This is a genomic window from Flavobacterium hauense, from assembly GCF_054457175.1.
The window spans coordinates 143,334-169,715 of sequence record NZ_JBTKVX010000005.1; the positions used below are offsets into that span (position 1 = coordinate 143,334).

General features: G+C 40.7%; 24 protein-coding genes. 10 read left to right on the top strand and 14 right to left on the bottom strand.

Annotated elements, in window-relative coordinates:
- Positions 1–50: 50 nt before the first annotated feature.
- The 4 genes from ACX0HA_RS04930 to ACX0HA_RS04945 all read right to left on the bottom strand — a co-directional run bounded on the left by ACX0HA_RS04930 (position 51) and on the right by ACX0HA_RS04945 (position 4,984).
- Positions 51–1,097, bottom strand: a complete 1,047-nt coding sequence (locus ACX0HA_RS04930; RefSeq protein WP_458844157.1) for an HAD family hydrolase — start codon at positions 1,095–1,097, stop codon at positions 51–53.
- 57 nt (positions 1,098–1,154) lie between these two features.
- Positions 1,155–2,768, bottom strand: coding sequence for an arylsulfatase (locus tag ACX0HA_RS04935; RefSeq protein ID WP_458844158.1), 1,614 nt, complete (start codon positions 2,766–2,768; stop codon positions 1,155–1,157).
- A 422-nt stretch (positions 2,769–3,190) separates the two neighbouring features.
- Positions 3,191–4,087 (bottom strand): helix-turn-helix domain-containing protein, encoded by an 897-nt coding sequence (locus ACX0HA_RS04940; RefSeq protein WP_458844159.1) that lies wholly within the window; start codon positions 4,085–4,087, stop codon positions 3,191–3,193.
- Between the two features lie 78 nt (positions 4,088–4,165).
- Positions 4,166–4,984 (bottom strand): SDR family NAD(P)-dependent oxidoreductase, encoded by an 819-nt coding sequence (locus ACX0HA_RS04945; protein WP_458844160.1) that lies wholly within the window; start codon positions 4,982–4,984, stop codon positions 4,166–4,168.
- Positions 4,985–5,355: 371 nt separating this feature from the next.
- Between ACX0HA_RS04945 and ACX0HA_RS04950 the strand changes: the two genes are divergently transcribed.
- The 3 genes from ACX0HA_RS04950 to ACX0HA_RS04960 all read left to right on the top strand — a co-directional run bounded on the left by ACX0HA_RS04950 (position 5,356) and on the right by ACX0HA_RS04960 (position 6,978).
- Entirely contained in the window at positions 5,356–5,778 is a 423-nt protein-coding gene (locus ACX0HA_RS04950; protein WP_458844161.1) for a DUF2541 family protein, read from the top strand.
- A 53-nt stretch (positions 5,779–5,831) separates the two neighbouring features.
- Positions 5,832–6,308, top strand: a complete 477-nt coding sequence (locus ACX0HA_RS04955) for a hypothetical protein (protein WP_458844162.1) — start codon at positions 5,832–5,834, stop codon at positions 6,306–6,308.
- Positions 6,309–6,567: 259 nt separating this feature from the next.
- Entirely contained in the window at positions 6,568–6,978 is a 411-nt protein-coding gene (locus ACX0HA_RS04960; RefSeq protein WP_458844163.1) for a hypothetical protein, read from the top strand.
- Positions 6,979–7,025: 47 nt separating this feature from the next.
- Here the strand turns inward: ACX0HA_RS04960 and ACX0HA_RS04965 are convergent, their stop codons facing one another.
- The 5 genes from ACX0HA_RS04965 to ACX0HA_RS04985 all read right to left on the bottom strand — a co-directional run bounded on the left by ACX0HA_RS04965 (position 7,026) and on the right by ACX0HA_RS04985 (position 11,955).
- The gene (locus tag ACX0HA_RS04965; RefSeq protein ID WP_458844164.1) at positions 7,026–7,433 is read right to left on the bottom strand and encodes a hypothetical protein; all 408 of its coding nucleotides are present in this window, start codon (positions 7,431–7,433) and stop codon (positions 7,026–7,028) included.
- Between the two features lie 82 nt (positions 7,434–7,515).
- A complete protein-coding gene (locus ACX0HA_RS04970; protein ID WP_458844165.1) occupies positions 7,516–7,944 on the bottom strand; it encodes a hypothetical protein in 429 nt (142 codons plus the stop codon).
- Between the two features lie 166 nt (positions 7,945–8,110).
- Complete coding sequence (locus ACX0HA_RS04975; RefSeq protein ID WP_458844166.1) at positions 8,111–9,583, bottom strand: DUF4041 domain-containing protein; 1,473 nt, start codon at positions 9,581–9,583, stop codon at positions 8,111–8,113.
- Between the two features lie 125 nt (positions 9,584–9,708).
- The gene (locus ACX0HA_RS04980) at positions 9,709–11,256 is read right to left on the bottom strand and encodes an Rne/Rng family ribonuclease (protein WP_458844167.1); all 1,548 of its coding nucleotides are present in this window, start codon (positions 11,254–11,256) and stop codon (positions 9,709–9,711) included.
- Between the two features lie 402 nt (positions 11,257–11,658).
- Complete coding sequence (locus tag ACX0HA_RS04985; protein WP_057671073.1) at positions 11,659–11,955, bottom strand: HU family DNA-binding protein; 297 nt, start codon at positions 11,953–11,955, stop codon at positions 11,659–11,661.
- Between the two features lie 130 nt (positions 11,956–12,085).
- Between ACX0HA_RS04985 and mutY the strand changes: the two genes are divergently transcribed.
- Genes mutY through gldD form a run of 4 tightly spaced genes read left to right on the top strand, consistent with a single transcriptional unit; the run spans position 12,086 to position 15,496 of the window.
- Positions 12,086–13,129: an A/G-specific adenine glycosylase gene (mutY, locus tag ACX0HA_RS04990; RefSeq protein WP_458844215.1), complete on the top strand. Its 1,044-nt coding sequence runs from the start codon at positions 12,086–12,088 to the stop codon at positions 13,127–13,129.
- Positions 13,130–13,165: 36 nt separating this feature from the next.
- Positions 13,166–13,615 carry a single-stranded DNA-binding protein gene (locus tag ACX0HA_RS04995; RefSeq protein ID WP_458844168.1) on the top strand — a complete coding sequence of 150 codons (450 nt, stop codon included), beginning with the start codon at positions 13,166–13,168 and terminating at the stop codon, positions 13,613–13,615.
- Between the two features lie 22 nt (positions 13,616–13,637).
- Positions 13,638–14,927 (top strand): gliding motility-associated protein GldE, encoded by a 1,290-nt coding sequence (locus ACX0HA_RS05000; RefSeq protein ID WP_458844169.1) that lies wholly within the window; start codon positions 13,638–13,640, stop codon positions 14,925–14,927.
- The gene (gene gldD, locus ACX0HA_RS05005; protein WP_458844170.1) at positions 14,924–15,496 is read left to right on the top strand and encodes a gliding motility lipoprotein GldD; all 573 of its coding nucleotides are present in this window, start codon (positions 14,924–14,926) and stop codon (positions 15,494–15,496) included. The genes ACX0HA_RS05000 and gldD overlap by 4 nt, the downstream gene beginning before the upstream one ends.
- A gap of 196 nt (positions 15,497–15,692) precedes the next feature.
- Here the strand turns inward: gldD and dinB are convergent, their stop codons facing one another.
- Positions 15,693–16,796, bottom strand: a complete 1,104-nt coding sequence (dinB, locus tag ACX0HA_RS05010) for a DNA polymerase IV (RefSeq protein WP_458844171.1) — start codon at positions 16,794–16,796, stop codon at positions 15,693–15,695.
- Between the two features lie 165 nt (positions 16,797–16,961).
- On the opposite strand from dinB, the gene ACX0HA_RS05015 reads away from it, so the two are divergent.
- Positions 16,962–17,621, top strand: a complete 660-nt coding sequence (locus tag ACX0HA_RS05015) for an NAD(P)H-binding protein (RefSeq protein ID WP_458844172.1) — start codon at positions 16,962–16,964, stop codon at positions 17,619–17,621.
- Between the two features lie 2 nt (positions 17,622–17,623).
- On the opposite strand, the gene ACX0HA_RS05020 is transcribed toward ACX0HA_RS05015, so the two are convergent.
- Positions 17,624–19,666 carry a site-specific recombinase gene (locus ACX0HA_RS05020; RefSeq protein ID WP_458844173.1) on the bottom strand — a complete coding sequence of 681 codons (2,043 nt, stop codon included), beginning with the start codon at positions 19,664–19,666 and terminating at the stop codon, positions 17,624–17,626.
- A gap of 179 nt (positions 19,667–19,845) precedes the next feature.
- On the opposite strand from ACX0HA_RS05020, the gene ACX0HA_RS05025 reads away from it, so the two are divergent.
- Both ACX0HA_RS05025 and ACX0HA_RS05030 read left to right on the top strand, forming a co-directional pair.
- Positions 19,846–20,319, top strand: coding sequence for a CYTH domain-containing protein (locus ACX0HA_RS05025; protein WP_458844174.1), 474 nt, complete (start codon positions 19,846–19,848; stop codon positions 20,317–20,319).
- Positions 20,307–21,272 carry a YpdA family putative bacillithiol disulfide reductase gene (locus ACX0HA_RS05030; RefSeq protein ID WP_458844175.1) on the top strand — a complete coding sequence of 322 codons (966 nt, stop codon included), beginning with the start codon at positions 20,307–20,309 and terminating at the stop codon, positions 21,270–21,272. The genes ACX0HA_RS05025 and ACX0HA_RS05030 overlap by 13 nt, the downstream gene beginning before the upstream one ends.
- A gap of 109 nt (positions 21,273–21,381) precedes the next feature.
- Here ACX0HA_RS05030 and ACX0HA_RS05035 read toward each other — a convergent pair whose 3' ends face one another.
- The 3 genes from ACX0HA_RS05035 to ACX0HA_RS05045 form a co-directional block, all read right to left on the bottom strand.
- Entirely contained in the window at positions 21,382–22,437 is a 1,056-nt protein-coding gene (locus tag ACX0HA_RS05035) for a PA0069 family radical SAM protein (protein WP_458844176.1), read from the bottom strand.
- 195 nt (positions 22,438–22,632) lie between these two features.
- Positions 22,633–23,064 carry a hypothetical protein gene (locus ACX0HA_RS05040; RefSeq protein WP_458844177.1) on the bottom strand — a complete coding sequence of 144 codons (432 nt, stop codon included), beginning with the start codon at positions 23,062–23,064 and terminating at the stop codon, positions 22,633–22,635.
- A gap of 193 nt (positions 23,065–23,257) precedes the next feature.
- Positions 23,258–25,543, bottom strand: a complete 2,286-nt coding sequence (locus ACX0HA_RS05045) for a T9SS type B sorting domain-containing protein (RefSeq protein ID WP_458844178.1) — start codon at positions 25,541–25,543, stop codon at positions 23,258–23,260.
- Between the last annotated feature and the right edge of the window lie 839 nt (positions 25,544–26,382).

The window sequence follows — 26,382 nt, forward strand, 5'->3', positions numbered from 1 at the left end:
TTATAAAATGAAACAAAAACTCCTGTTTTAGCAGGAGTTTTTAGAAAGTTTTACTTGTCTCCCGGGTATATCACTTTCCAGTCGTCTTTCATGCTGGCAACGAGCCAGCCTTTTTCGTTGGCAAAGTCAAGACCCTTGTCAAATGTACCTATGTGCGATTTACGGTCGTACGCCCATTCCCTTACTGAATCAGTATGATGAACATACAATTCGAAGTTTTTGTATTTGTTAGACGCGGCATATTGCAGCATCTGCAGGTCGCCATCAGAGTTTCCGGCAGCAAATACCGGCTTGCGGCCAATGAATTTATAGATGCCTACAGGCTTGCCTTCTTTGTCGTCTATAAAATCAAGCGCGGGCAGTTTTTTTATGACCGGGTTACCATTGTTGTAATCAAATTGGTCTTTGCCGCTGCTGCCCACTATCTGGTTTTTAGGGATGCCATACGCATCTTCTGCCCATGGGCGCATGAAGTCTATACCTCCGCCGGATACAATGAATACTTTAAAATCATTAGCCTTAAGGTAATTTACAAGCTCCAGCATCGGCTGGTAGATAAGCTGGTTATAAGGCTTTTTCTTCACAGGGTGCTTTGCTGTGGCCATCCAGTCTTTTACTGTTTTGTCAAACTCGTCGCCTGTCATTCCCGTATGGGTAACCATCATTATTTCGCCAAGGCCTTTTTCTCCCTGTTTCATAAGATCTCCCATATTGTTTTCAAGCACTGCTTTAAAAGGTTGCTTGTCTTTCCATTCGGGATGGTCTTTGGCCATGGCCTTGATCCTGTCCAGTGCAAAGAACAGTTCGAAATACACTGGCTGTTCGCTCCACAGGGTCCCGTCGTTATCAAAAGTTGCGATGCGTTCGCTTACGGGGATGAAGTTGGCACCTCCCTCGGTGGTGACGTCTTTCACATAATTGATGATAGCGTCTTTTGTCTTGCCGTCATTCCACGAAGGCAGAGGATTATCACTGTTTACTGAAGCGGTTTCAGTTGATTTATCGGATTCTTTAACGGCTTCCTTTTTACAGGCAGTTAAAGAAACAAACAGTATAGAGAAGGCAAATGCTTTTCTTAAATGGATATTTATCTTCATAATGAAATGTTTAAATAGGAAAAGCCGGACCGTAATGCCCCGGCTTTATTGATTTTATTATTTAGGATCTACGCTCAAAGGTGGCAGCTTTGTATTCTTGTCATTCATGAGTTTTTTCACCTGCTCAATTGTCCTGTATTGTTGTATCTGCATTTCCCCTGTAAAGGTTTCACTCTGAGGTGCCCTTGGAGGTATTTTGGCATATGTCTTCATCAGATCGGCTATAGCCTGGTTAAAGATTATTGCTGTCCATGTCTTTTCTGTCCAGCTGTTCATGAAAAGGTCATAACGCTCCTGAGGATCCTGCCACAGGTTGTAGATGGCAGGTACAGTAGCTACGTATGTTTCATCGCCCCTCCAGCCAAGCTGTTGACCCGGCATATCACTACCTGCAATAGCGCCATTATCTCCACGGGTATTGAATACCGCTTTGAATTTTCCTATTCGTACTGCACCGGGAGACAATTCGGCTTCTGTAAAATAGAACCATCTGTCACGTAGTGGTTTTCCTTTTTTGAATAATACATTAGACATGTCGTAGCTGTCAAACACCATCTCGGCACCCGCTCTGTCCTGTTTAGGAAGCTCTACACCTGCAAGGCTGGCAAATGTTGCCATAAGGTCAAGCCCGCCCACGATATCGTGGCTCTGGCTTGCGGCTTCGATCTGGCCCGGCCACCATGCAAGTGCGGGTACACGGCTACCACCTTCGCGATCGGTACCTTTTGTACCCCTGAAAGGCGTATAACCTGAATCAGGGTGTACGTCCTGCCATGCACCATTATCAACCGTATAGATAACTATGGTATTCTCGGCAATGCCAAGCGAACGGATCTTATCCATGATACGGCCTACATTGTAGTCCATCTCTACTACAGCGTCAGAATATTTGCTTTTTCCGGGAGATTTGTTTACAAACTGTTTTGACGGAAGGTTAGGTTGATGGTTTTTTGCAAAGTTGATGCACATAAAGAAGGGGTCTTTGCTTTTACCATATTCGTCAAGCTGTTTCAGGTTATTCTCGACCATCATCATATCCAGTTCGGCAATGTTTTCTTCGGTAACTTTACTTATCTCACGTGCTTTTCCTCCGGCTTCGCCTTCAAGTACACCGGTAGTCACTTTTTTGAAGAGTTCCAGCATTTCGGGAGACATTTCCGGATTCCACGACTCAAAAGCATAGGTGTAAGCATTAAGGTGGTACAGTACCACATTCTGCATTTTGTCAAAACCATGAGCAATAGGCATCGAATAATCGGCTTCGCCTAAGTGCCATTTTCCTGAAAAGTAGGTTTTATAATTGGCTTTTTTCAGTACCGATGCCAACGTCCATTCTTCTTTTGGCAATCCGCCGCCCTGTCCCTGAAAGGCAACAGTAGTCATACCGCTTCGGTTAGGGATACGGCCTGTAAGCATGGCTGCCCTTCCCGGAGTACAGCTAGGCTGCCCATAAAACGACCAGAACTGCATGCCTTCTTTGGCCATTTTGTCAAGGTTAGGGGTTGGCATTCCACGTCCGACACCGCCACCATAAACACCAAGGTCTCCCCAGCCGGTATCGTCTGAGATGACCATAATGATGTTAGGTTTTTTCTTAGATTGGGCAAACATGCCACTAAATGTCAGGAGAGACAAACTGAGACACACAATAGATAAAGTTGTTTTTCTCATAACTTAAAAGATTTGATTTTATATAAATTGATTGGCCATATTGTATTTGGACGAGGAAGGAGTGCCTTTTTCAGGGATATAAAATTAGGTTCAATTGTCTAATGAGGTGTGTTTTAGAATTCCTTTCCTGTAGCATATTGTAATCTGCAACAAAATAAAAGCCCTGAAACATTGTGTTTCAGGGCTTAGCGGAGAACTCAGGTTTATCGTTCGTCCTTCGATTGATGATTCTCTGGATTGTTATTTTGCAGGAGGCACTCTTAAAAATTCGTTAATGGTAATGATATTAAAACAGTCAGTTTTCTCATAACCATTCATTTATAAGTTCAAAGTTAGAGAAAGCGTTTGTTCTATTAGTGTGAGTCAACGACAATAAAAGGGGGCAAACAGGACAAATAAAAACCGCCCTTATGGCGGTTGTATTAGTTTAAGAACTGTTTTCTGAATTCTACCGGGGTAAGTCCTACCTCTTTCTTGAACAATCGCGAAAAATAAGGAGGGTTCTCAAAACCAAGATAATAAGCAGTTTCGGCAATAGTGCTCTCAGAAGCCTGAAGCATGTTCTTTGCTTCGCCAATCAGGAAGATGTGTATAAGTTCCATGGCGGTTTTTCCTGTTTCCTGTTTAAGCAGGTCACTCAGGTAACGTGGTGAAGTATTCAGAAGTGTTGCCATGGCTTTTACGCTTGGCAGACCTTTTGTTTTCAAGAGTCCTTTATCAAAGTAAGAAAACAACACCTCATTGAATTTTGAAACCGTCTTACCCGAAAGCTGTGTCCTGTTTATGAATTGCCTTTTGTAAAAACGCTGTGAATATTTGAGAATTGAATCCAGATGTGTCAGCATGATTTCACGGGTATATTCATCCTGGTTGTTATTATATTCTGTTTCCATCTTAAAGAACAGGTCCCATACTATCTCTTCTTCGCGGGCAGAGAGATGCAGTGCTTCGTTGGCTTCATAATCAAAATACCCGTATTTTTTTATTTCAGCGTGCAGTGTGTGTCCGTTGAGGTAATCTTCATGTACAAAAATGATAAAACCATTTTCTTCAAGCTCTACATTGTCCATCTTCATGAGCTGCCGTGGCTTTATAAATGCCATTGAGCCATTTTCATGGTCATATTTTGTACGGCCATACACAATTACGCCCGATTTCATTTTCTTGAACATGATCATGTAAAAGTCTCCCGTAAATTCTTCCTGGCTCATGTTGCAGGTGTCAACCTTTGCGCATTCAACAAGGTGGATCAATGGGTTTTCGGGTGTAGCGAAACCATTAAAACGGGCATATTCGCTAAGGGTTTTAAAATGCTGCATAATATTTAGGGTATAGGCAATAGCACCGGCCTCTTTGCAGAGGCAGATGCTATTGTAAAGATAATGAAAGTAAGCATTTTATTTACCATGTGCGACAATAGCCACATCGGCATATTGTTCCCATTCGGCAAAGCGTTGTGCATATACCTGTTGCGCAGCCGGAAGGCCAACTTTACCAAGGAAGTAACGCAATGGCGGATTTTTCTCGTCAACCAGCTTAAGTATTGCAGGAGTTGTAGCTTCGGGAATACCAAAGACATCATCGGTAAGGCCATCGTTAAAGGCTTTCTTAACACCGTCATAGGCTTCAATAGATTCACTGTGGAAAGATGATGAGCCAGCCCAATCGGTAGCAAAACCATTCGGTTCAACAAGGGTAACGTTGATGCCAAAGCCTTTTACTTCCTGTGCCAGAGTTTCGCTAAGCCCTTCAACGGCAAATTTAGAAGCATTGTAGATCCCTAATACGGGAAGTGTAATTACACCAAGTAAGCTTGATAGCTGTATAATGTGCCCGTATCCTTGTTTTCTCATTATGGGCAGGGCAGCCTGTGTAATCCAAAGTAATCCAAAAACATTGGTTTCAAATTGCTGGCGTGCTTCCTGTTCGCTTGCTTCTTCAATTGCACCAAAAAGACCGTACCCTGCATTGTTGATAACCACGTCAAGTTTGCCAAAATGTTTGGCTGCCTTGTTTACAGCGTCAAAAGCCTCACTTCGGTTGTCTACATTAAGCTGAATCGGCAAAACGGCATCGCCATATTTTGCTTTCAGGTCGTTAAGTGCTTCAATATTTCGTGCTGTTGCTGCAACCTTATCGCCGCGTTCAAGAAAAGCCTCTGCCCAGATGCGTCCAAATCCTCGTGATGCACCTGTTATAAAAATTGTTTTAGACATTGTATTGTATCGTTTAATATTAATGATACAAAGTTATGCCGGGTGCATGCCCTCCATCTTATACAAAAGTGTGGAATGATGATACAAAAAGCCGTATTACATTGTCCCATTTGGACTTTAGAATATTTAACATTTTAAGAAATATTTAAGATTTGAATATTTGTAAAAATTTTTATCTTTACAGCTTAGCTATAAGGTTATGTTTTTAAGTGTTTGATATATTGATTTTTAAGACGCATTTTCTTACAGATAAAGATGATGATTTAAATGAAAATTTAATATACTTAACGTAGGGTTAATTCCCTTTAACCTGTTTTAGTTAAAAGATAACTATCGCCCCAATACTGTATAATCGTTCTAAGAAGAAACTGATGAAAAAAATTACTTTACTATTCGTATGCTGCTTTTTTACAGGCCTGTTTGCTGCCCAGGGTGGCGATTTCAGGGTTAAAGAAAACCCTGTTGGAGGTGCCTGGATGGTTGTAGGCACTACCGAAGCAATCCATAATACCGATCATAATGCTATCGTGGTTAAAAAAGATGCTTCACTGAATTATAAAAAGATGAAAGTAACGGTAAGAAATGCACCTCTTACCATTACCAAGATGACTATTGTATATAACAATGGCGAACAGGAAACGATTGATATCCCTATGGAAATACCTAAGAATGGCGAAAGCGCTGTTGTTGATATCAAAAGCGGGACAAGGAACATACAACGTATTGACTTTTGGTATGACAGTACCGACTTTACCAGCGGTAAGGTAGAGGTTACCGTTTTCGGAAGAAAATAATAAGAATCTAAGGCGCAGTTTTACTGCGCTTTTTTTATGCCCTGATAGTACACATGAAAACATTTGCATTCCTTTTATTCTTCATAATCGCTATCCCTGCAAAAGCTCAGGATACGGCTTTTCTCAATACGTTAAATGCCATACCATCCCAAGATAGTGCTAAAGACGTTGCAGCCTCACTGGCATCCCGGTTAAAAGGCAATTATGTTTTCTATAAACTCAAGGAGTTTGACAACGGTATGCTGCGTATTGTTTTTACGCCACAGGGCATGACTGAAGATGCCATTAAAGCGCAGGCTGATTATGAAGACAGCTTTGTAACCGATTTTAAAACTGTAACCGATGCTAACGGAAAATCATATCGGTTTGATAAAGCCAAGGCAAAGTTTGATGCCTTGTTCCCGGTCTGGCAGTATTATTTCAAAGCAGATGCGAAACCTGATAAGAAGACCCAGCGTTACACTAACGCTGAGAATACTATGCTATTCAGTTTCCTGAATCTTGGAGACGTTTGGGCAATCGGTCGATAAAAAACAGGCTTTCAAAGAATAAACCTGAAATAGTGTACAATTAAATATTAAATACTATAAATTGCTTACCTTTATATAAGGTCTTTGGGGAGACTCTGTAAGAGCCTGATAAGGGTTTGCTTTTAGAAGCAAATTGTCTTTAGTAGGTGTATTATCTAAAATGTAGATAATATTTTCTTCCGTCTGACTTTAAGTATACAGCCAAAAACCCCCTCATTGGCTAACAAGGTTTCCATAACCTAACTTAAAAGCCATTATCATGAAAAAGTGTTTTTTTATAGCAGTCTGCTGTTGTATTGTGGGGTTCGTAAACGCTCAAAAAGCATCGGCACCGCCGGAAAGGCGCGGAGGGTGGTTTGCCCTTGGGGATACGTATGCCATGCACAATACAGATCACGATGTTATTCAGATCAAAGAGCCTGTGGCTAATTACGGAAGGCTGAAGGTTACCGTTAGGGATCTTCCGCTGACGATTACAAAAATGAAGGTTGTTTATGATTCCGGGGAAGATGAGGTTATCGATGCCCCTATTGCCATACCTAAAAACGGCGAAAGTGATATTTTAGAAATACAGACCGGAGACAGGAATATTAAACGTATCGATTTCTGGTACGACTCTGCCGATTTTAAAAGAGGCAAGGCCGAAGTTACGGTCTTTGCGAGGAGATAATTGAGTTAACAGAAAAGCTTTTTATTAGTTATATTCTTGGTGATGTATCAGGCGCCGGGAACTTTCCATTTGCCATTCTTTACCTTTCGGATTACTTTTTGCTTATTGACATCTATTTTAGTCCAATAAGATATGATTGCATCATAGCCTCCTGATGCTGTTTTTTCTTCTTCAGTAAAAGGATAGAAGCCAGTTGATATTCTTCCCTGGTTCCATTCCCTGATTCCATTAAAATACCGGCCTTTTGATTCCAGGTAAGATGCACCGGGTCCGCCGACAATAAGAATCTTCTTTCCGGTAAAATTAAAGTGGCCTCTTTCGTCGTTAAAGTAGTCATTGAGGAATGCCGCCTCGTCGTTATTCAGCAACGGATTGTTGTCTATGCCGCATTTTTCAGGGTCTTGTGAAAAGGTGAGTGATGTGAAAAATAACAGGAGTAAGGTAAGGTGATTCATTGTATATGTGATTTGATTGATTGATGATAATAATAAAGACGCAGCAATGCCGCGTCTTTATGAATGTTTTTCTGATGGCGGATTAACTAAGCGATCCCCAGAAACCGGCAGCAAGCCTGCCTATAATGTTTCTTTTTTTCTCTTTGGTCATTGGCTCGTCTACCCAGTGGGTAATCACAGCATCATAACCTCCTGATTGTATTTTTTCCATCTCGGTAAGAGGGATTGGAGCCGAAGCTACCGGCATGCCTTCTTCTTCGAGGCGCTGCCTGATGTCTTTAAAGTAATCGGCTTTAGACTCAAAACGAAGTCCGTCGGCACCATTTACTATCAATACTTTTTTTCCTTTAAAATCGAAGCCATCACTTTCATCTTCTCCAAACCAGGCGTTAAGAAAAGCCGCTTCATCGTCAGTAAGTGCAGGGTTGTTGTCCAGTCCGCAATTTGCCAGGTTATGGCCATAAAAATTTGCAGAAGCAAGCAACAACAGCAGTTTAATATAATTCTTCATTGGCGGTTGTTTTTATATATGCCTATAACGCTAAAGTGTTTAAAGTATTGTGTTTTGGGGATAGGTTTGTTTAACATAGTATAGACTTATGTATGGCGATTTCTCGAGGAGGATTAGATGTTTTAAAACGTTCTAAATGAAAAGACGTAGCATTGCTACGCCTCTACTATAGGTCTAAAGGAAAATCTTCTTCGACTAATTCTTCAGTTGATTTTATTTCTATTCCGTTTTGATTTTTTTCAATTATCGTAATTGATTCTCTATATTCCATTGCTTCAGGTAGTAAGGTGAATTCGGCATCAAACCCTAATTCTTTTATTTTAGATTCTATTTCCTGTAAGCTAACTCTAAAAAATTCCCGACGATAATTAAGCATATTTACTTTTTTATCGCTAAAAGCTTTATGGAGTTCATATTCCAGAGTTCTTGCCTCATCGGAATATATCATAGCATGAATATCAAATTGAAAAGGTACAGAAGCATCTCCCAATTCCTTAACACGATCTGTAGGTTCAAGCCTTCTTGTCATGCCTATTTTATATACATTCTCTCCGAAAGAACCAATATTAGAAATTATATATACATGTCCACGTTTGGTTTGTTGAGCCATTGATAGTGCTCTTTCTTTTTTCAATCTGGCTTCTTCCAGTTCTGTTTCTAAGAGATTAATTTGCTGTTGTAATTGTTGTTGTAGTTCTGGACTTGCATAGCCCATTTCTTTTTTAATCTTGTCAAGTGCTTTTTGGAAAACAGCTTCTTCTTTTTCAGCATCACGTTGCGCTTTTTCAAATTCCCTCTTAGCTTTTTCTTCTTCTCTTAGCTCTTCTTGTATAGCTCTCATTTTTTCCTTTTCTTCTTGTTTTTTTGCCTGATATTCGTATTCTAAATTAAGCTCTCTTATTTTTAAATCTAAATATTCTGGGCTTATGGTAATTGCATTTCCTTCGCTAAGTTTGTTTATTGATTCATAGGCTTTTTTGATTCTTTCTCTCATTTGACTAGCATTATTCCATTTCACTTTTGCTATAAAAGAATCACATTCGCCATTAAATGCACGTAAGACTAATTTTATAAGCCTTTTGGTCGATGATTTTCCTTTAGCTTCACTTCCATCAATAGTCCAGTTAACACTACATGTTGCGGCCTTTTCATTTGCAATCATAGTCTTTTGGCGTTGGATTATTACAGCCTGCTCTGCTCGATAATCTTCAGATTTTTCGAAATCATAGACAGGTTCATATATGCCAAATTCGGATAAATCGATTTTATCCTGATAAATTTTAAGCTCTTGTTTGAGTTTTAAATATAACTCTCGCGAATCGCCATACTTTTGCCTCATATTAGCATATTCATCATCAAGTATTCTAATCTCTGACTTTTTGGTTTTTATTGTTGCTGAGTACTCTTTTTCATTTGCGGCAATTTTTTCTTCCAAGTCAATAATATTCTCATATTTTTTTATCTGCATTTTTAAAAGATCTATACGTGACTCTTTTTCTTTAATGAGATTATTTAATTGATCTTCAATAGTTTTAACCCTATCCTGAATGTTTAATATGGGTCTGAACTCTTCAAGTTGTTCTTTTAAGAGTTTGATTTCTTCAAGCTCTTTTTTCTTTGAAAAATCTAAAAGTGACATAATTTGATTGTTTTGGTATGACAAACCTAAATAAAATCCTGTTAATTTTTTTACGGAAAACCACATTATCACAAAATTTTTTTGGCATAAAAAAACCGCCCTCAACATCGTTGGGGCGGTTCTTGTTATTCTGCGATAGCGTCTCCTTTGCTATCAAAAAAGTGGTATTCTAAATACGTGTAAGCGTCACGAGGTATGATCGTTACCCATTTCTTATGTTCAAAAAACCATTTTGAACGTATAGAAGGGAAACCTTTTGTTAGGTATGCGGCCACAAATGGGTGTGCGTTAAGCACGATCTTTTTGTGGGTCTTCATAATTCTTTCCAGGTCGGCCGTTATGCGGTCAATAACAAGAATAGGGGCTTCAATTTCGCCGTTTACCCTGTTCGGGTCTACTTCTTTGGTTTTGATATTAACTTCAGGCCTTACCCTTTGCCTTGTAATCTGGATCAGTCCAAATTTACTAGGAGGCAGGATCTTGTGTTTTGCTTTATCGTCGCTCATTTCTTCGCGAAGGAAATCATAGAGTTTCTTCCTGTTGTCAGGATTTCCCATATCTATGAAATCGACTACTATAATCCCTCCCATATCCCTTAGTCTCAGCTGTCGCGCAATCTCTGCGGCGGCTATAAGGTTTACTTCGAGGGCGGTATCTTCCTGGCTTAAAGCCTTGTTTGAGCGGTTGCCACTGTTCACGTCGATAACGTGCAGGGCTTCGGTATGCTCTATTATCAAATAGGCCCCCTTGCTCATGGATACCGTTTTACCGAAAGAGGTTTTAATCTGCCTTTCTATGTTATATTTTTCAAACAATGGCAGCTCTTTACTTTGGTAGTGCTTTACGATATTCGCTTTTTGAGGAGCTATCTCCTGCAGATAGTCCTTTGTTTGGTAATACAGGTCCTCATCATCCACATAAATACCGGTAAAGGTATCGTTGAATACGTCGCGAAGTATAGACGAAGCTTTATTAACTTCTCCCAGTACTTTGCTTGGGTGATGGGCGCTTGGCAGTCGTTTGCACATTCCTGTCCATTTGTCCAGCAGGTTTTGCAGGTCTTTGTCCAGTTCGGCTACTTTTTTGCCTTCTGCTACCGTTCTCACTATTACTCCAAATCCTTTTGGCCTGATAGACTGCACGAGTCTCTTTAGGCGGTCTTTTTCTTCTTTGGATTCTATTTTCTGAGAAATAGAGATCCTGTCTGAAAAGGGAACCAAAACAACATATCTTCCTGCCAGTGAAAGCTCAGAGCTTATACGCGGCCCTTTGGTAGATATGGGTTCCTTAACCACCTGAACGAGAACAGACTGATTGGCGCTAAGCACGTCGCCTATGGAACCATCTTTGTCTATCTCTTTCTCAAAAGGAAAGTTTTTCAGTGAGTAATCTTTTACTTTACCTGCGCTTACAAGTTTTATGAATTTCAGCATCGAGGCCAGGTTAGGACCCAAATCGTGGTAATGTAAAAAGGCATCTTTTTCGAAACCTACATTTACAAAGGCGGCGTTAAGGCCGGCCACGGGTTTGCGGATCTTTGCTATGAAGATGTCACCAACGTTAAATTGGTTTTTGTCTTCGCGCTCGCTGTGCAATTCAATTAGTTTTCCATCTTTTAATAAGGCAAAATCTACCGCGTCAGAACCAGATCGAATAATTAATTCTTTGTTCACACTGTACATTTTTATCCGCAAGGTGATAGTTTACAGTTTACGGTTTACAGTTCACAGCGCAAGGCTGAAACTGTTAACTTATAACTGCCAACCGTTAACCGGAAGCAGATGGATTAAACATTAATTTACAGGTATTTGAGTACCCATAGGATAAAGTTTCCAGTCCCTGTCTCAGTTTTCAGCGCATAGTACGGCAAAATCTAAAACTTAAGGTCTAAAATCTAATATCCTTTTTTTCAATGAACTTTAAATTCTTTTAAAACAAGAAAAAGTAGTTTAGAACTACTTTTTCTTTTTGTGACGGTTAGCTCTCGCTCTTTTCTTACGTTTGTGCGTTGCTACCTTATGTCTTTTTCTTTTTTTACCACTTGGCATAATTGAAAAGGGTTAGGTGGTTAATAATTAGTTTACTTTAGCCTCAGTATTTGTTTTTACTCCGTCAACAAAGATCTTTGCAGGTTTGAATGCCGGGATGTTGTGAGCAGGAATCTTAATGGTAGTATTCTTTGAAATGTTTCTACCTGTTTTTTCAGCGCGCGTTTTGATGATAAAACTTCCAAAACCTCTAAGGTATACATTGTCACCAGTCTCAAGAGAGTTTTTTACTTCTTCCATAAAAGACTCAACTGTTGCTTGTACATCACCTTTCTCAAGTCCAAGTTTCTCCGAAATTTTCGCTACGATGTCTGCTTTCGTCATTTTCTTTCTAATTTATGATTGTGTATTTTTTTGAGAGTGCAAATATAAGAATTAAAAAAACAATAATTCAAGGTTAATCTATTAAAATTTAATAACATAAACTTTTACTTTTGTGCACTGGTACACTATTATGGAGTTTTCTAAGCCTTTAATTCATTGGTATTTACAAAATAAGCGCGATTTACCCTGGCGAAAAACCACGGGCGCATACCCTATCTGGCTGTCAGAAATAATGCTGCAGCAAACCCGTGTAGCACAGGGTTTACCCTACTTTTTACGTTTTATCGACGCTTTTCCTACCGTTCAGGACATGGCTGCCGCACCCGAAGAGCAGGTGCTAAAGCTATGGCAGGGACTGGGATATTACTCCCGTGCCCGAAATCTTCACGCTACGGCAAAAATGGTGGCGTTTGAAATGGATGGAAATTTCCCGGATAGCTATGCAGGACTGTTAAAGTTAAAAGGAGTGGGCGATTATACTGCGGCCGCGATAGCATCTATTGCTTATGGCGAGGGTGTTCCTGTTGTTGATGGTAATGTTTATCGTGTGCTATCCCGTGTATTTGGTATTGATACCGATATTTCATCCGGCGGAGCCAAAAAACAATTTACCGAACTTGCAGCTTCGCTGATGCCAAAGGGACAGGCTTCTGAATTCAATCAGGCCATGATGGAATTCGGTGCATTGCAATGTGTGCCCAAAAGTCCGGACTGCGCTATATGTATATTCAATGTCCATTGTGTAGCTTTTACGACGGGCAGGGTGGGAGAGCTGCCGGTTAAGCTTAAAAAGACAAAAGTGACCAATAGGTACTTTAATTATATTGTGGTAAAAGACAGCCGCGGCTATAGCCTTGTCCAAAAACGCACTGCTAAAGGCATCTGGCATAACTTATATGAGTTTCCGCTGTTGGAAACCGAAAGCCTTACTTCTGTGGAGGATGCAATACTAAGCATCAAAAAATTTGAAGGTCTGGGCTTTGTTCCAAAAAAAGTTACGCTTCTTACAGATGTTATGATACACAAGTTGTCGCACCAGCATCTTCATATTCGTTTTTTAGAAGTTGCTATTAATGAAGAAGTTACTGGGGCAATCCCTGCAGATGTGCTAAAAGAGTATCCGTTTCCCATCGTTATCCATAATTTTATTGAGAATTATTGGAGTAAGCGTTAAAAGTGGTATATTTGATTGAACTAATCAGTACAAACCATGAACGGTACGTTAAATAAAGTGATGCTGATAGGGCATTTGGGCGACGATGTAAAGCTTCATTATTTTGAAGGCGGTAATTGCATTGGGCGTTTTCCATTGGCTACCAACGAGATCTATATCAATAAGCAGACGAACGAAAAGATAACCTCTACCGAGTGGCATAACCTTGTAGTGCGCAACAAAGCGGCGGAGATCTGCGAAAAGTACCTGACCAAAGGCGATAAGATATATGTTGAAGGCCGAATCAAATCCCGCCAGTGGCAGGGTGAAGACGGTTCTACTAAATATACGACCGAGATACAGGTAACGGAATTTACTTTCCTTACCACTAAAAAAGAGCTTGACCACAAGCAGCAGCAGAGTTTTTCGTCACAAGCCGTGAATGAGCCTGCAAAACCGAATTATGATGTAAATGTGCCGGCACCTAACGACGACCTGCCATTTTAATGTTTAACGAACACCCATTGTTTTGGACCCCGACCCCTCGAGTTACACCTTTTTAGATTACAGCCTCATTTGCGGCGTAACAGGAATTCTTTTTCTACTTGTATGTTCTGCATTCATATCAGGCACCGAAGTAGCTGTTTTTTCGCTCACACCACAGGATGTGGAAAAAATGAGCCAAAAAAGCCCCAAACGTGGCAGCCTTATTGTTTCGCTTCTTGAAAAGCCTAAAAAGCTCCAGGCCACGATTCTTATTACCAATACATTTATTAATATAGCGATCATTATCCTTTTCTTCAGGATAAGCGGTTCGTTGTTTGGCGGTATTACCATTCCGTGGCTTAGTTTTATGGTTCAGGTAATCGTTATTACATTCCTGGTACTGTTGTTTGGTGAGGTGGTTCCCAAGCTATATGCCGGCAGGAACAATACTAAATTTGCCAATAGGATATGTTATGTGCTCTTTGGACTTAATAAGCTACTGTCTCCGCTAAGCGTGCCCATGCGTGAACTTACGGTAAAGCTTCACAAAAGAGTGGGGGCACAGGGTAATGGCCTCTCAATAGACAGGCTGTCTCAGGCACTGGAACTTACCGATTATGGCGATGCTACCGCCGAGGAGCAAAAGATACTGGAAGGTATCGTTTCCTTCGGGAATACTGATGTGAAGCAGGTTATGAGTCCGCGGATTGACATTTTTGCACTGAATATTGAAACATCTTTCGAAGCATTAATGCCGCAGATCGTAGATAAAGGCTTTTCACGTATCCCTGTTTACCGCGACAATATCGACCAGATAGAAGGGGTACTGTTCATTAAAGACCTTATTCCGCATATAGATAACAACAATTTTGATTGGCAGGCTATCATTCGCGAGCCATTTTTTGTGCCCGAAAATAAAAAGCTGGACAACCTCCTAAAGGAATTCCAGACCATGAAAAACCACCTTGCCATTGTAGTCGATGAATATGGTGGTACTTCAGGACTTATATCGCTTGAAGATATATTAGAGGAAATAGTAGGCGATATAAGTGATGAGTTTGATGATGAGGATATTATCTATACCCGTATTGATGACCATAACTACCTGTTTGACGGGAAAATAAGCCTTAAGGACTTTTACAGGATAACCGATATTGAAGAGGAAGAATTTGAAGCTGCCAAAGGCGAAGCCGAAACCCTTGCGGGCTTTCTTTTAGAGATATGGGGTAATTTTCCGAAAAAAGGACAAAAAATTAGCTTTAATGGCAATATCTTTACCATCGAATCAGTTGATAAGAGAAGGATAAAACAAATTAAGGTTACACTTAAATGAATAATATTAAACGATTAACGGGTTTTATAGGTATGCTAACTGTTGCAATAATGGTTGTTAGCTGTGGCGGAGAAACCCTGCCTAAACCAGAGGCTTACCTAAGGCTGGATTACCCTATGGGTAAATATGTGCCGCTTGAGCAGCCTTGCCCATATACTTTTGGATATAACTCTCTGGCTAAACTAAAGCCGGGTAAAGACTGTAGTAATCTTGAGATTCATTATCCAAAAATGAAGGCTACTATCTACCTTAACTATAAGCCTGTAAACGGTAACCTTGATGAATTGCTTAGAGATGCTCAGAAACTGACTTATAAACAGGTTGTAAAGGCAGATGACATTCGTGAACAGCCGTATTTTAACCCTGAGAAAAAAGCCTATGGAATGTTTTATGAAGTGGGTGGAAATGCAGCAACCAATGCGCAGTTCTATGTAACCGACAGCCTGCATCATTTTCTTTCGGGATCGGTATATTTTTATGCCAAGCCCAATTTCGACTCAATCATGCCGGCAGCAAGCTATCTAAGGGATGATATGAGGAATATCATGGAAACTGTGAAGTGGAAGTAGTTTGCTAACGAAAATATATATAAGCCGTCCTGTTTGGGCGGCTTTTTTGTTCTAACACACCCCTAGCCCCTCTCAAGAGAGGAACACTCATGCTCTGCCACGATTGCTTTTAAATCTGAGTGAAGCAGGTTCCTCTCTTGAGAGGGGCTAGGGGTGTTTTTTGATTATGATGCTAAAAACTGCGACTGAAGACTGCTTAGAACTCAAACTTCAGCTGTACAGCAACGGGCTTCTTAACACCCGATTCTTCCGTGTTCAGGTTATTGAGTGAGATGCCCAATAAGCGTACGGAATCCTTTGGTTTTTCCTGATACAATAATTCTTTAACCGTTTCGAGGATAAGGCTTTTGTCAGAGATGAAATAAGCCATTGTCTTGCTACGCGTCTGTACAGTAAAGTCGCTGTATTTTATCTTCAGGGTTACGGTTTTTCCGGCAATCTTCTTTTTCTTGAGTCGGCGTTCCAGTTCATCGGCAATTAGTTCCAGCTTTTCGAGCATGAATACCTCAGATACCAGATTCTCAAAAAAAGTATGTTCCGTTCCTACAGATTTTACCGTCCTGTCGGGTTTTACCTGTCCGTTATGTATGCCACGTACCACATGGTAATAATAGGCTCCTGATTTCCCGAAATGCTCCGTTAAATATTCAACCGATTTTTGTTTCAGGTCGGCACCGGTAAAAATGCCTAATTGGTACATTTTTTCTTCAGTCACTTTGCCTACGCCATAAAACTTGCCGATGGCCAGTTTTTCGAGAAAGTCGAGAACTTCGTCGGGGTTTACCGTTTTTTGGCCATTAGGCTTATTGTAATCGCTGGCAACTTTGGCAATGAACTTATTGATGGATATCCCTGCCGAGGCAGTGAGCCCTGTTTTTTCGAGTATTTTTTGGCGTATCTCTTGTGCAATCATTGTGGCACTCGGATTGCCTTTTTTATTCTGGGTAACATCAAGATAGGCCTCATCGAGCGAAAGTGGCTCTACAAGGTCAGTATACTCATGGAATATCTCCCGTATTTGCTGTGAAACCTGACGATAGCGGTCAAACCTGGGCCTGACGAAAATAAGGTGGGGGCATTTTTTCTTGGCAAGAAAACCGCTCATGGCACTGCGAACGCCAAATTTCCGTGCCTCATAACTCGCTGCCGATACTACACCCCTGCTTTCGCCACCCCCTACAGCCACGGCTTTGCCACGCAGTTCCGGGTTGTCCAGCTGCTCTACCGAGGCATAAAATGCATCCATGTCTACGTGTATAATCTTTCGGAGGCGTAGTTCTTTTTCTTCAGGGGCTTCCATGTTGTAAAATTAATTAAAAGCAGAAAAGTTAGAGAATTGCATCTCATAAAGTTTCACTGATTATCCGTTTCAGATGGCTGTACATCGGTTATTGGCTTAATTTACAGTGTTTTCAACTTATTTTTTGTAACTTCATACTACCGAAAACAAAAAAACAATACAACTATGCCAAAAACCGCTATACTTTTAGGTGGAAGCGGGGCTGTAGGTAGTGAACTCCTCCAATTACTGCTGGCAGATAGCCGCTACGAAAAGATTAAACTTTTTGCGCGTTCCTCTGTAAATAATCTTCACCCTAAGATCGAAGAGCACCTTATTGATCTTTTTCAGCTTGAAAAACAGGATTATGTTTTTACTGGCGATGAAGTTTATTGCTGCATAGGAACTACAAAGGCAAAAACTCCCGATAAGAAAACCTATCATGATATTGATTATGGTATCCCTGTAAACGCTGCCAAACTTGCCGCGGCTAATGGTATTAAAACATATATAGTAATATCGGCTATTGGTGCTGATGCAGAAAGCAGTATTTTTTATAATCGCACCAAAGGCGAAATGCAGGATGCTGTCCTGTCTGAGAATATCCCTAAAGTTCACCTTCTGCAGCCTTCTCTTATCCTGGCCAACAGAAAGGATAACCGCATTGTCGAAAAAGTAGCAGAAGGCTTTATGTGGCTTATTAATCCGCTTTTATTTGGCGGTGCTGCCAAATACAGGAGCATTAAGGCATTGACCGTTGCAAAAGCCATGCTGTGGCTTGCCAATAACGATTACAAGCAAACTATTGTAGTGTCTGACCAGATCGAAAACATTGGGAAGCACTGATTTTAATCGCTGTTTTTTGTTTTGAGAGGAAAGAAGAATGATAAAGGCTCTTTTTTAAAGTATTTCCAGATTGAAGCTGCCACTATTCTTATTTCAGATAATGGTATATTCCTGGAACGGAATGCCAGTCCCATAGAAAGGCCAAAGCTCACGAGAAAGTTTACCATTCCTATAATTACAATACCCACAATGCCCCATACAATAGCATCAGTAGCTACATTCCAGTTGGCACCATATAGCCCCAGGGCAAAGTTTCCGCTGGAGAAGGTAATGTGCCTTACATCGAGATTCAAACCCAGAAAGATCCCAATAGGGGCTGTAGTCCCCATAAACACCCCAAACCAAAAGTTGGAAATGATACCTGCCCATTTTTTTTCATAGAGATCGGCAATCTTTTTTGTGCGGGTACGTCCCAGGCTCATCTTTAGCAGTGGATGTTCCTGTATCCTGTAATAAATATGCTGGTATTTGTCACGGTTAGCTACGGCTCCGGCAATAATCCCCGAGAGGAAAAGGAATATACCCGCAATGGCAGCATGCAGCACAGCCATAGAGTGTATAGGGCTCAGGTCGCGTATGAGATGATACCATTTTGTAAGGGCAAGGTTATAATCGAAAATGATGTCTATGAGCCATATCCCTAACAGCGGAATGGAGAAAGCTGTTATAACATTGCCTACAAATGCTATAAACTGGCTGCGGAATACCCTGGCAAAAAATTTGGCGAATGCCCTGTGTTTCTCGTCGTCGTGCAGGCCTTTGTTTTTGCTGTCGGCTTCAAGTGCACTTATCAGTGCCGATGCTGTCATGGCAGGTTGTTTTGTGGCCAGTGTAAAACCCATTACATAAATGATGATGAACCCCAACGCATAATTAAGGCTGTAAAAAAAGGCATGTCCAAAAATACTCGTGTCCATTTTAGAAAGGAATATTTTAAAGATACAGAAGATACCCACAATTACACCTCCGCCCAAAGCACTCCAAAACATGCTAAAATATTCCTTACGGTCTTTGGTAATATAATGCTCTCCTGTTTTTGCCGTGTGCTGTGTAACCTCATACGATACAAGCTGCGTACTTTCATTTATAAGCTTCCTAACATTGTTCTTGTCGCAATTATAAGCGATCAGGTCTTTAGCGATCAGGATGCTGTTTTGTTTGGCATCTTGCGGTTTGTCAACTACTAAAAGTGGCAAGAGTGTCTCCAGACGTTCCAGCTGCTGCCTGATGCGCAACAGGCTTTGGTTTACGTGCAGTGAAATACCAAATTTCTCACTGTTCTTAAAAGCGGTATTTACATAGTTAGAGCATTGTCGGTGTAATAGTAGCAATTGCTTATAGCCGAGATCATCCGGGGTGACAAAATTTTGTTCTTTTCCGAGGAGTTTTTCGCTGATGTCGGCAAACTCTTTCTGAAAGGCAAGAAAAGGGCTTTCGAGGTTTTCATACTCGGGTACCATGGCGATAACCTCGGTTTCCAGCGCACGTCCGGCGATGCGGTGTATGAGTACTTCTATGGCAAAAACCAGTTCAGATAGAGGACTGCCTGATTTGCTGTCATCATAGATAGTCCTGAATTTAAGCAGGTCAAAAAGCTGCTCGACCTGCTGAAGCGGTATTTTGTTAATCCAGACGGGATCGGTTTTGTAAAAGAATACCTGATTCAGTATGTATTCCAATGTGTTTTTTTCAGGCTGTTCCGGAATGAGTTTGGCAAAAAGGCGTTTCCTTACCTCATATATAAAATCGGCATTGGTGAGGATACCGGCATCAGTAAGTATTTTGTTGAATTTCTTATGGGTTATAAGTCCGCTGATGTAACGGGACAGCCCCTCGCGAAAAGTTAGGTTTTCTTTAAGTTCATGCAGGAGTTCACCGAGATCTATCGACTGTACTGCTTTAGGGTTGCTTGGGCGGATAATATAGACCAGCTGTGCCAGCAGATCGGTTTCCTGGGCTTTAAATTCCCACAGATTGTTTTTGTCAAAATTAGTTTCGAAGAAACCTTTTAGCGTGATACGTTGTTTAGTTTTCCTGAGCTTCATGGGCTTTAGTAAGGGCTGAAACGTAAAAATACGAATCATATCCCGGAAAACCTTGTAACAGGAAGGATTTAGGATTTGGTTAAGAGTAGGCCTTATCCCAACCTCTCTCCAAAGGAGTAGGGCCTGGGGTGAGACAATCTCCCCGCAATTCCCTACCTTAGCTATTATTTCCAAAGAACATGATTGAGATTGAACGCAAATTCCTCGTGCTTACCGATGCCTATAAAAATGAGGCTGTTACCCAAAAACGAATAGCTCAGGGCTACCTGAATTCTAACCCTGAACGAACCGTGCGTGTACGTACCAAAGGCAGTCAGGGTTTCCTGACCATAAAAGGCAAAAGCAACAACAGTGGTACAAGCCGTATGGAATGGGAAAAAGAAATTTCCGTAGCCGATGCCGAACAGCTCTTGGCGTTATGCGAAAAAGGAAGCATCGACAAGATACGCTATGAGGTAAAAGTTGGGAGTCATATTTTTGAGGTTGACGAATTCTTTGGCGACAACGCCGGACTTACCATAGCTGAGGTAGAACTTTCTGATGAAAACGAAGCTTTTGAAAAGCCGTTATGGCTGGGTGAAGAGGTTACGGGAGATGAACGTTATTACAATGCTTACCTGAGCAATAATCCGTTTACGTTATGGAACAAGTAACCTACGACCTGATCATAATCGGTGGCGGACCGATAGGCATGGCCTGTGGAATAGAAGCGCAAAGAAAAGGCCTTAATTACCTAATCCTTGAAAAAGGAGCATTGGTAAACAGCCTGTTCAACTATCCGTTGTATATGACATTCTTTTCTACCGCCGAAAGGCTTGAGATAGGTGGTGTGCCATTTAGCTGCATTGCCCCAAAACCAGGCAGACAGGAAGCATTAGAATATTACCGAAACATACTGCGCCATTTCAGCCTGAACATTAATCTGTTTGAAAGAGTAGAGGCTGTAGCCAGGAATGGTGATGTTTTCTCAGTGAACACAAGCAAAGCAAATTACACATCTAAAAATGTGGTTATCGCCACTGGCTTCTATGATATCCCAATGTACATGGAAGTACCGGGCGAAAACCTGCCCCATGTGCATCATTATTACAAAGAAGCGCATGAATATGCATTTCGTAAAGTAGTTGTTGTGGGCGCTAACAATTCATCGGTAGATGCCGCGTTGGAGTGTTACCGCAAAGGTGCCGATGTTACCATGGTGATCCGTAAGGGCGAAATAAATGACCGCGTGAAATACTGGGTAAAGCCTGATGTAGAGAACCGCATTGCCGAAGGCAGTATCAAAGCGCATTTCTATTCGGAGATCGTAGAGATTACCGAAAATGAAGTGATCATAAACTCACCTGACGGCGAAGTCCTCCTTGAAGCCGATTTTGTACTGGCACTTACCGGCTACCGCCCGGACCTGGAGTTTTTAAAAGCAGCGGGTGTTGCTATTTCTGATGGTGTTTATTCCACGCCAACTTACAATCCCGATACTATGCAGACCAATGTAAAAGGTCTTTATCTTGCCGGAGTGGTATGTGGCGGTCTTGAAACCCATAAATGGTTTATCGAGAACAGCCGTGTACATGCTGAGATGATAATTAAGAGTATTGTTTTTTGATTGAATAATATTTAGTTTTTGTCATTGCGAGGAGATACGACGAAGCAATCTTGTTTAGATTGCCACGCTCCACTGCGTTTTGCTCGCAATGACAAACGTTCGTTATAGTCTAAAAAAGACTCAGCTGCTCACCTTTAGTGCCATCAAAATGATGCAATGCCAATGGCGGCATCTCTTTTTTACCGCCAAAGAATTTCTTTCGGGCTATCTTAAAGCTGGTATGTATCATATCGGCAATATTACCCTCTCCGGTGCGGCGTTTAAAGACCTGTTTTTCGCCGAGTTTCCCACCATGCATATCGCTTATCTGGTGTAATACTTTTTCTTTGCGGTCGGGGTAATGCTCTTCGAGCCAATCGATAAAAACAGGTTCTACCGTATCATTAAGACGCACAAGCGTATACCCAAAACTCTGCGCGCCTAATTCGGCAATTGTTTTTACGATTGGGAGTATCTCAGGAGTATTCAGTCCCGGAATCATGGGGGCAACCATTACATGGGTGGGGATGCCTTCTTTTGAGAGTGTTTCAAGAGCTTTCAGTTTAGTGTTTACCGATGAGGTTCTTGGCTCGAGCTTGCGTCTTAAATCTTCGTTTATGGTGGGTATGCTTAGCGAAACGGTAACAAGCTCTTTCTCGGCAAGTTTTGTCAGTATATCCAGGTCACGGGTTACAAGCGCATTTTTTGTAAGTACATGTACAGGGTGCCTGTAGTCTAGGCATACCTGCAACAGACCCCTTGTAATTTCGAGTTTGCGCTCAATGGGCTGATAACAGTCGGTATTGCCTGACATGAGTATGGGCTCGGGCTTGTAGCCTCTCTTCTGAAAAAACTTTTCTAGCAGTTGTGGCGCATTCTTTTTTGCCATTATGATGCGCTCAAAATCTACTCCAGCACTATAACCCCAGTATTCGTGTGTGGGGCGTGCAAAACAATAGGCACAGCCGTGCTCGCATCCCTGATAAGGATTCATGGAGTAGGCCATGGAGAGGTCGGGACTTTTTACAGGATTGACAATGGTCTTGGGGAAGACTTCCAAAACACGGGTCTTGGCGATCTCCTCTTCATAATCATCCTGGTATATGGATGTCTCATAGCGGTTTTTAATAAAGTGATTGTGAATATTGGTAACCGCACCCTGTCCTTTGATCTTTTCCTTTTCCATTTTTTTGTCCCTTTTGCCTGAAGCAAATTAAGAAAAGGGCATCTCTTTTTCTGTTAAAACAGTGCTGAGGTTATCAACAAAAATGCTTTGCCCAGTAAATTAAGGGGATGCAGAAAGTACAAAATCCTTTTAATGAGGAAACTCTTATGAAGCCACTCTTTAAAAGAATTTTATAGTTTAAAAACAGTACGAAATTTATGATGCCTTTGCTACAGTAAGGAGCTGCAGGTTTTTCTTTTGACAGGCAATATTTGCCTGAAGTGCAATTACAGCTTCTTCCTGATTTTTGATTTTGTCAATGTAATCAAGCAACTGGTTTTTTTTTAGTTTTGATTTTAGCCTGCTAAACTCAGCATCTGAATATTCTATGCTGGACTTTTCTTTAAGTAATTCGATATATTCACGATAGGTGATATCTTCATCGGGGAAAGCTTTCAAAGACCAGGCCTGATATGAGTTTATGAGCTTCTCAAATTCCAACTGAAGTTCAAGTTCCTTTCTTTTATTTTTCTCCAGCTTTGTGATTATATATTTTTGGGCTATGGTTATGCCGGGCAACATGTTGTTATCGATAAGAAAAAAAAGCATGGTGGTAAAAAAGCCCACCAGTAATAAAAAGGTATGCATGTGGGGGAGGTATTAAATTATATAACCAAATTTACATCTTAAAATTTTGTTAATGAAGCACTAAGCTATTCATTTAATTTATATTAACATTGAATTTTTTTATTCTTAACATAAAAACTCGACGAACTGCACAAAACACCTTTATTTAACAAATAAATACTTTATAAATCTGATTAGTAATAAGTTGCATTTTTTATCGTATAAGGGAAAAATGCCCTTTATATTCTTTTCCATTGCTACGGTTTATTACAAACCAGTAATCATTTGCCGGAAGATTATTGCCATTAAAAGTACCGTCCCAGCCTGAACTGTTACCTTTAAATGCGGTTATGATCTTGCCATAGCGGTCAAAAATGGTTACAGAAACATCGTTGGCAAAAAAAGCATGTTTCACCTGCCATTTGTCGTGTATTCCATCGCCATTCGGCGTAAAGAATTTTGGATACATCAACAGTACTATTTCATCTTCGGCCTGGCCACAATCATTCTTTACAGTGACAGTATATATACCCGGCTCAAGGTTGCTGAACCGTGGGCTACCCTGGTAGCTTACACCATCGATAGAATATTCGTATTCGCCCAATGATGCCATGACAACGTCTATGCTGTTGTTATAGTCAGACCAGTCGTCTACTTCAATGGTTTTTATTTTTGGTTTTTGCGATTCAGTCACAAGTATAGTTTTTGTAGCATCGCATGTAATAGTACCGGTTGTTTTAGTTACTGTAAGGGTGTATGTTCCTGGTTTAGAAACACTCATTTGAGAAGTCTCTTTTACTGTTTTGCCATCAAATGTCCATTTGTAGCTGTCAAACCCTTTAGGGGCAGAGAGCACTGTATAACTCCCTTCGCACAAACTATAATTATCTTCCATTTCTAAAACCGGACTAGGGGCAACATTAAGCGTAAAGGAGGTTGTGTCATAGCAAACGCCACTGTTTCTGGATATGCGGGCGTAGACTGTTTGCGGATTGCTACTATTGGTATATGATAGGGGGAGTGGATTATTCTTTTCCTGAGCATTTAGTAGTGTGGCATAATAGCTTACTGTATAGCCTCCTGCCGGCTGACTGCCTAGTATAGCAGCATTTTGCGCGGCGAGGTCAAAAGTACCTGTGCCATTGGTGCCGCAGGTATACATCGCATCAGGTGTGCCTGCTACAGGAGCTTTAAGTACAGTAATTTGCTTCGAGAAATAGCGCACAGTAGTGTGTCTTCTTGATTTTAGATTTACAGTATAGGTGCCTGATTGTGCATATCTATGTGTTGTAACAGCATTGGTAGACTGGTTGCCGTCTCCAAAATCCCATATAACGTCCTCATTTTCAAGAGTGCCAATTGCTTCAAAAGATACTGCTGTATCATCGCAATCATTTTTTGCATCAATATCAATTACATAGTAAGGAGAGATTAAGAAGTTAGGCAAGCCTACAAAGGTTTCTTTTCCACCAAGGTCTACTGCATTCTGAACGAAATTACAATCTTTGCCAATAGCATTTGGGTTATTGATGACCGATAGTGATGTGGAAAGATATTTGCTTACCACATATATCTTTGAGTCCGGACCCAGCTTTATAGAACTTGCAACATCTACAGCACCTATAGAGGTTTGCGAAGCAGCAATATTTGCAGAATTTAATTGATACTGTAATACCGCACCGTCGCTGGTGCTGTATAATATTTTACTATCGGGGGAGAACTCAACACCATAGCATTTTGCAGGTGTTTTTAATACCGTTGCGTTACTTACTTTTCCTGTCTGGTTGTCAAAATCGAAAAGCTCTATGGCAAAAAGGCCACTTGCTGAAGCGAGTTTTTTTCCGTCGGGCGATATATTCATCCATCCTGCATAATGTCCTGAATTAAGTGTGCCTTCAATAACAAGGCCTGTGTTGCTTACTACCGGAGTAGAATTTACACCTGCTGAACTAACCCTGAAACTGTAAAAGGCATCGCCGCCCCATTGATGGGTAGTAATCCATATATCAGATCCATTGGCGTGATATACGGCTGTAATTTTCTCTGTAACCGGAGTTATTAGTGCTATGTTCAGGCTAATTACATCGCCTTTACCATTATCTGCGTTCATGTCTACTTCAGAGTAGGTTAGGCCGTTAGGGCCTCCTGCATCATCGGCGGTAAAAATGTAATAATGGGTGTTCGAGCCTGGCTTAGGAACAATTACGGCCGACTGGGTTGTAGACTGGTCACCGAGTAATCCGGTTCCGTGAGGCATTTTTCGGTTAAGTCTGTTCCAAACGCTTATGCCGTCGGTGTAGAACAATATGTTTCCGTTCGTGTCAGATATAGAAGCGCTGCCTTCCATTGTGCTCATTGTGCTGCTCGTTATGGCTACCGGCCTGCCTGAGCTAAAATTTAATCCGGCCATACGGCCAAAGTACCAATTGTTTTCTTGCTGGGCGTTAACGTTTAAAAACATTAGCATGATAACGCTAAGCAAAATTTGTGCTTGTTTCATTATTTAATTTTGATGCAGCATTACAAGTTTGCAGAATGCTTATTAAGCAATCCTATAATCTTTTCATACTGCCGGATTCTTTAACAATGTTACAGTCTCCGAAAACCTTAGTACTCCTTCAGCACCTTCTCCTTCATCATACTACAGCTTCTGCTGTACTCTCTCTTTTGCTTTTCGCCATATATAAATGCATGACAATTAGCGGTATTACGGGCTCATTTACGGGCTAATAGATCTTTTGGATTTAAAGATGTTATGCACGCATTGGTTTTTCAGGCCTACGAAAACGTTATAACTGGTGGAGGGAAATGTTAAAGTTTAGTATTTAAGGTGTTGAAAGTCAATACTAAATATTTAAGCGGGACAAAAGTATCTAAAAAATAAATACCAACCGTAATTTTTAGGCAAGTATTTTTTACTTTTTTTACATTTTGTCGATTTAATCAGTCTTTTAATCGATTAATTATTGAAAAACCTTTGTTTTTAAAACGAAAACGTTATAGTGAATTAAATAATTATTTAAAAATTAGATATTTGTAAGAGCTTAGTTACGGTTTAAGTATTTTTACAAAAGATGTAAAGTTGTTGTAAAGGAGAATATTCGTGTTAAATAAAAACCGGTTCCAGCAATTTGCTAAAACCGGCCTTAAAAGAGATAAAATGCTTTACACAAAACTAAAACACAAATGCGATTATCCCTTGATGCTAAACACTTTTAAATAATTAATTACTTTTATAAGAGATGTAAAAAAACAAAAAGGTTGCGCTGAATGGACTAAAAAAAATGCTTTGATTATGCTTTTGATGCCTTTATAAAAAAACCGCCGCTGTTGGGGCAG

What these genes read in the sequence shown, in the direction of transcription:
- ACX0HA_RS04930 (WP_458844157.1), bottom strand. Translation starts at nt 1,097, where the DNA reads ATGAAGATAAATATCCATTTAAGAAAAGCATTTGCCTTCTCTATACTG.
- ACX0HA_RS04935 (WP_458844158.1), bottom strand. Translation starts at nt 2,768, where the DNA reads ATGAGAAAAACAACTTTATCTATTGTGTGTCTCAGTTTGTCTCTCCTG.
- ACX0HA_RS04940 (WP_458844159.1), bottom strand. Translation starts at nt 4,087, where the DNA reads ATGCAGCATTTTAAAACCCTTAGCGAATATGCCCGTTTTAATGGTTTC.
- ACX0HA_RS04945 (WP_458844160.1), bottom strand. Translation starts at nt 4,984, where the DNA reads ATGTCTAAAACAATTTTTATAACAGGTGCATCACGAGGATTTGGACGC.
- ACX0HA_RS04950 (WP_458844161.1), top strand. Translation starts at nt 5,356, where the DNA reads ATGAAAAAAATTACTTTACTATTCGTATGCTGCTTTTTTACAGGCCTG.
- ACX0HA_RS04955 (WP_458844162.1), top strand. Translation starts at nt 5,832, where the DNA reads ATGAAAACATTTGCATTCCTTTTATTCTTCATAATCGCTATCCCTGCA.
- ACX0HA_RS04960 (WP_458844163.1), top strand. Translation starts at nt 6,568, where the DNA reads ATGAAAAAGTGTTTTTTTATAGCAGTCTGCTGTTGTATTGTGGGGTTC.
- ACX0HA_RS04965 (WP_458844164.1), bottom strand. Translation starts at nt 7,433, where the DNA reads ATGAATCACCTTACCTTACTCCTGTTATTTTTCACATCACTCACCTTT.
- ACX0HA_RS04970 (WP_458844165.1), bottom strand. Translation starts at nt 7,944, where the DNA reads ATGAAGAATTATATTAAACTGCTGTTGTTGCTTGCTTCTGCAAATTTT.
- ACX0HA_RS04975 (WP_458844166.1), bottom strand. Translation starts at nt 9,583, where the DNA reads ATGTCACTTTTAGATTTTTCAAAGAAAAAAGAGCTTGAAGAAATCAAA.
- ACX0HA_RS04985 (WP_057671073.1), bottom strand. Translation starts at nt 11,955, where the DNA reads ATGACGAAAGCAGACATCGTAGCGAAAATTTCGGAGAAACTTGGACTT.
- mutY (WP_458844215.1), top strand. Translation starts at nt 12,086, where the DNA reads ATGGAGTTTTCTAAGCCTTTAATTCATTGGTATTTACAAAATAAGCGC.
- ACX0HA_RS04995 (WP_458844168.1), top strand. Translation starts at nt 13,166, where the DNA reads ATGAACGGTACGTTAAATAAAGTGATGCTGATAGGGCATTTGGGCGAC.
- gldD (WP_458844170.1), top strand. Translation starts at nt 14,924, where the DNA reads ATGAATAATATTAAACGATTAACGGGTTTTATAGGTATGCTAACTGTT.
- dinB (WP_458844171.1), bottom strand. Translation starts at nt 16,796, where the DNA reads ATGGAAGCCCCTGAAGAAAAAGAACTACGCCTCCGAAAGATTATACAC.
- ACX0HA_RS05015 (WP_458844172.1), top strand. Translation starts at nt 16,962, where the DNA reads ATGCCAAAAACCGCTATACTTTTAGGTGGAAGCGGGGCTGTAGGTAGT.
- ACX0HA_RS05020 (WP_458844173.1), bottom strand. Translation starts at nt 19,666, where the DNA reads ATGAAGCTCAGGAAAACTAAACAACGTATCACGCTAAAAGGTTTCTTC.
- ACX0HA_RS05025 (WP_458844174.1), top strand. Translation starts at nt 19,846, where the DNA reads ATGATTGAGATTGAACGCAAATTCCTCGTGCTTACCGATGCCTATAAA.
- ACX0HA_RS05030 (WP_458844175.1), top strand. Translation starts at nt 20,307, where the DNA reads ATGGAACAAGTAACCTACGACCTGATCATAATCGGTGGCGGACCGATA.
- ACX0HA_RS05035 (WP_458844176.1), bottom strand. Translation starts at nt 22,437, where the DNA reads ATGGAAAAGGAAAAGATCAAAGGACAGGGTGCGGTTACCAATATTCAC.
- ACX0HA_RS05040 (WP_458844177.1), bottom strand. Translation starts at nt 23,064, where the DNA reads ATGCATACCTTTTTATTACTGGTGGGCTTTTTTACCACCATGCTTTTT.
- ACX0HA_RS05045 (WP_458844178.1), bottom strand. Translation starts at nt 25,543, where the DNA reads ATGAAACAAGCACAAATTTTGCTTAGCGTTATCATGCTAATGTTTTTA.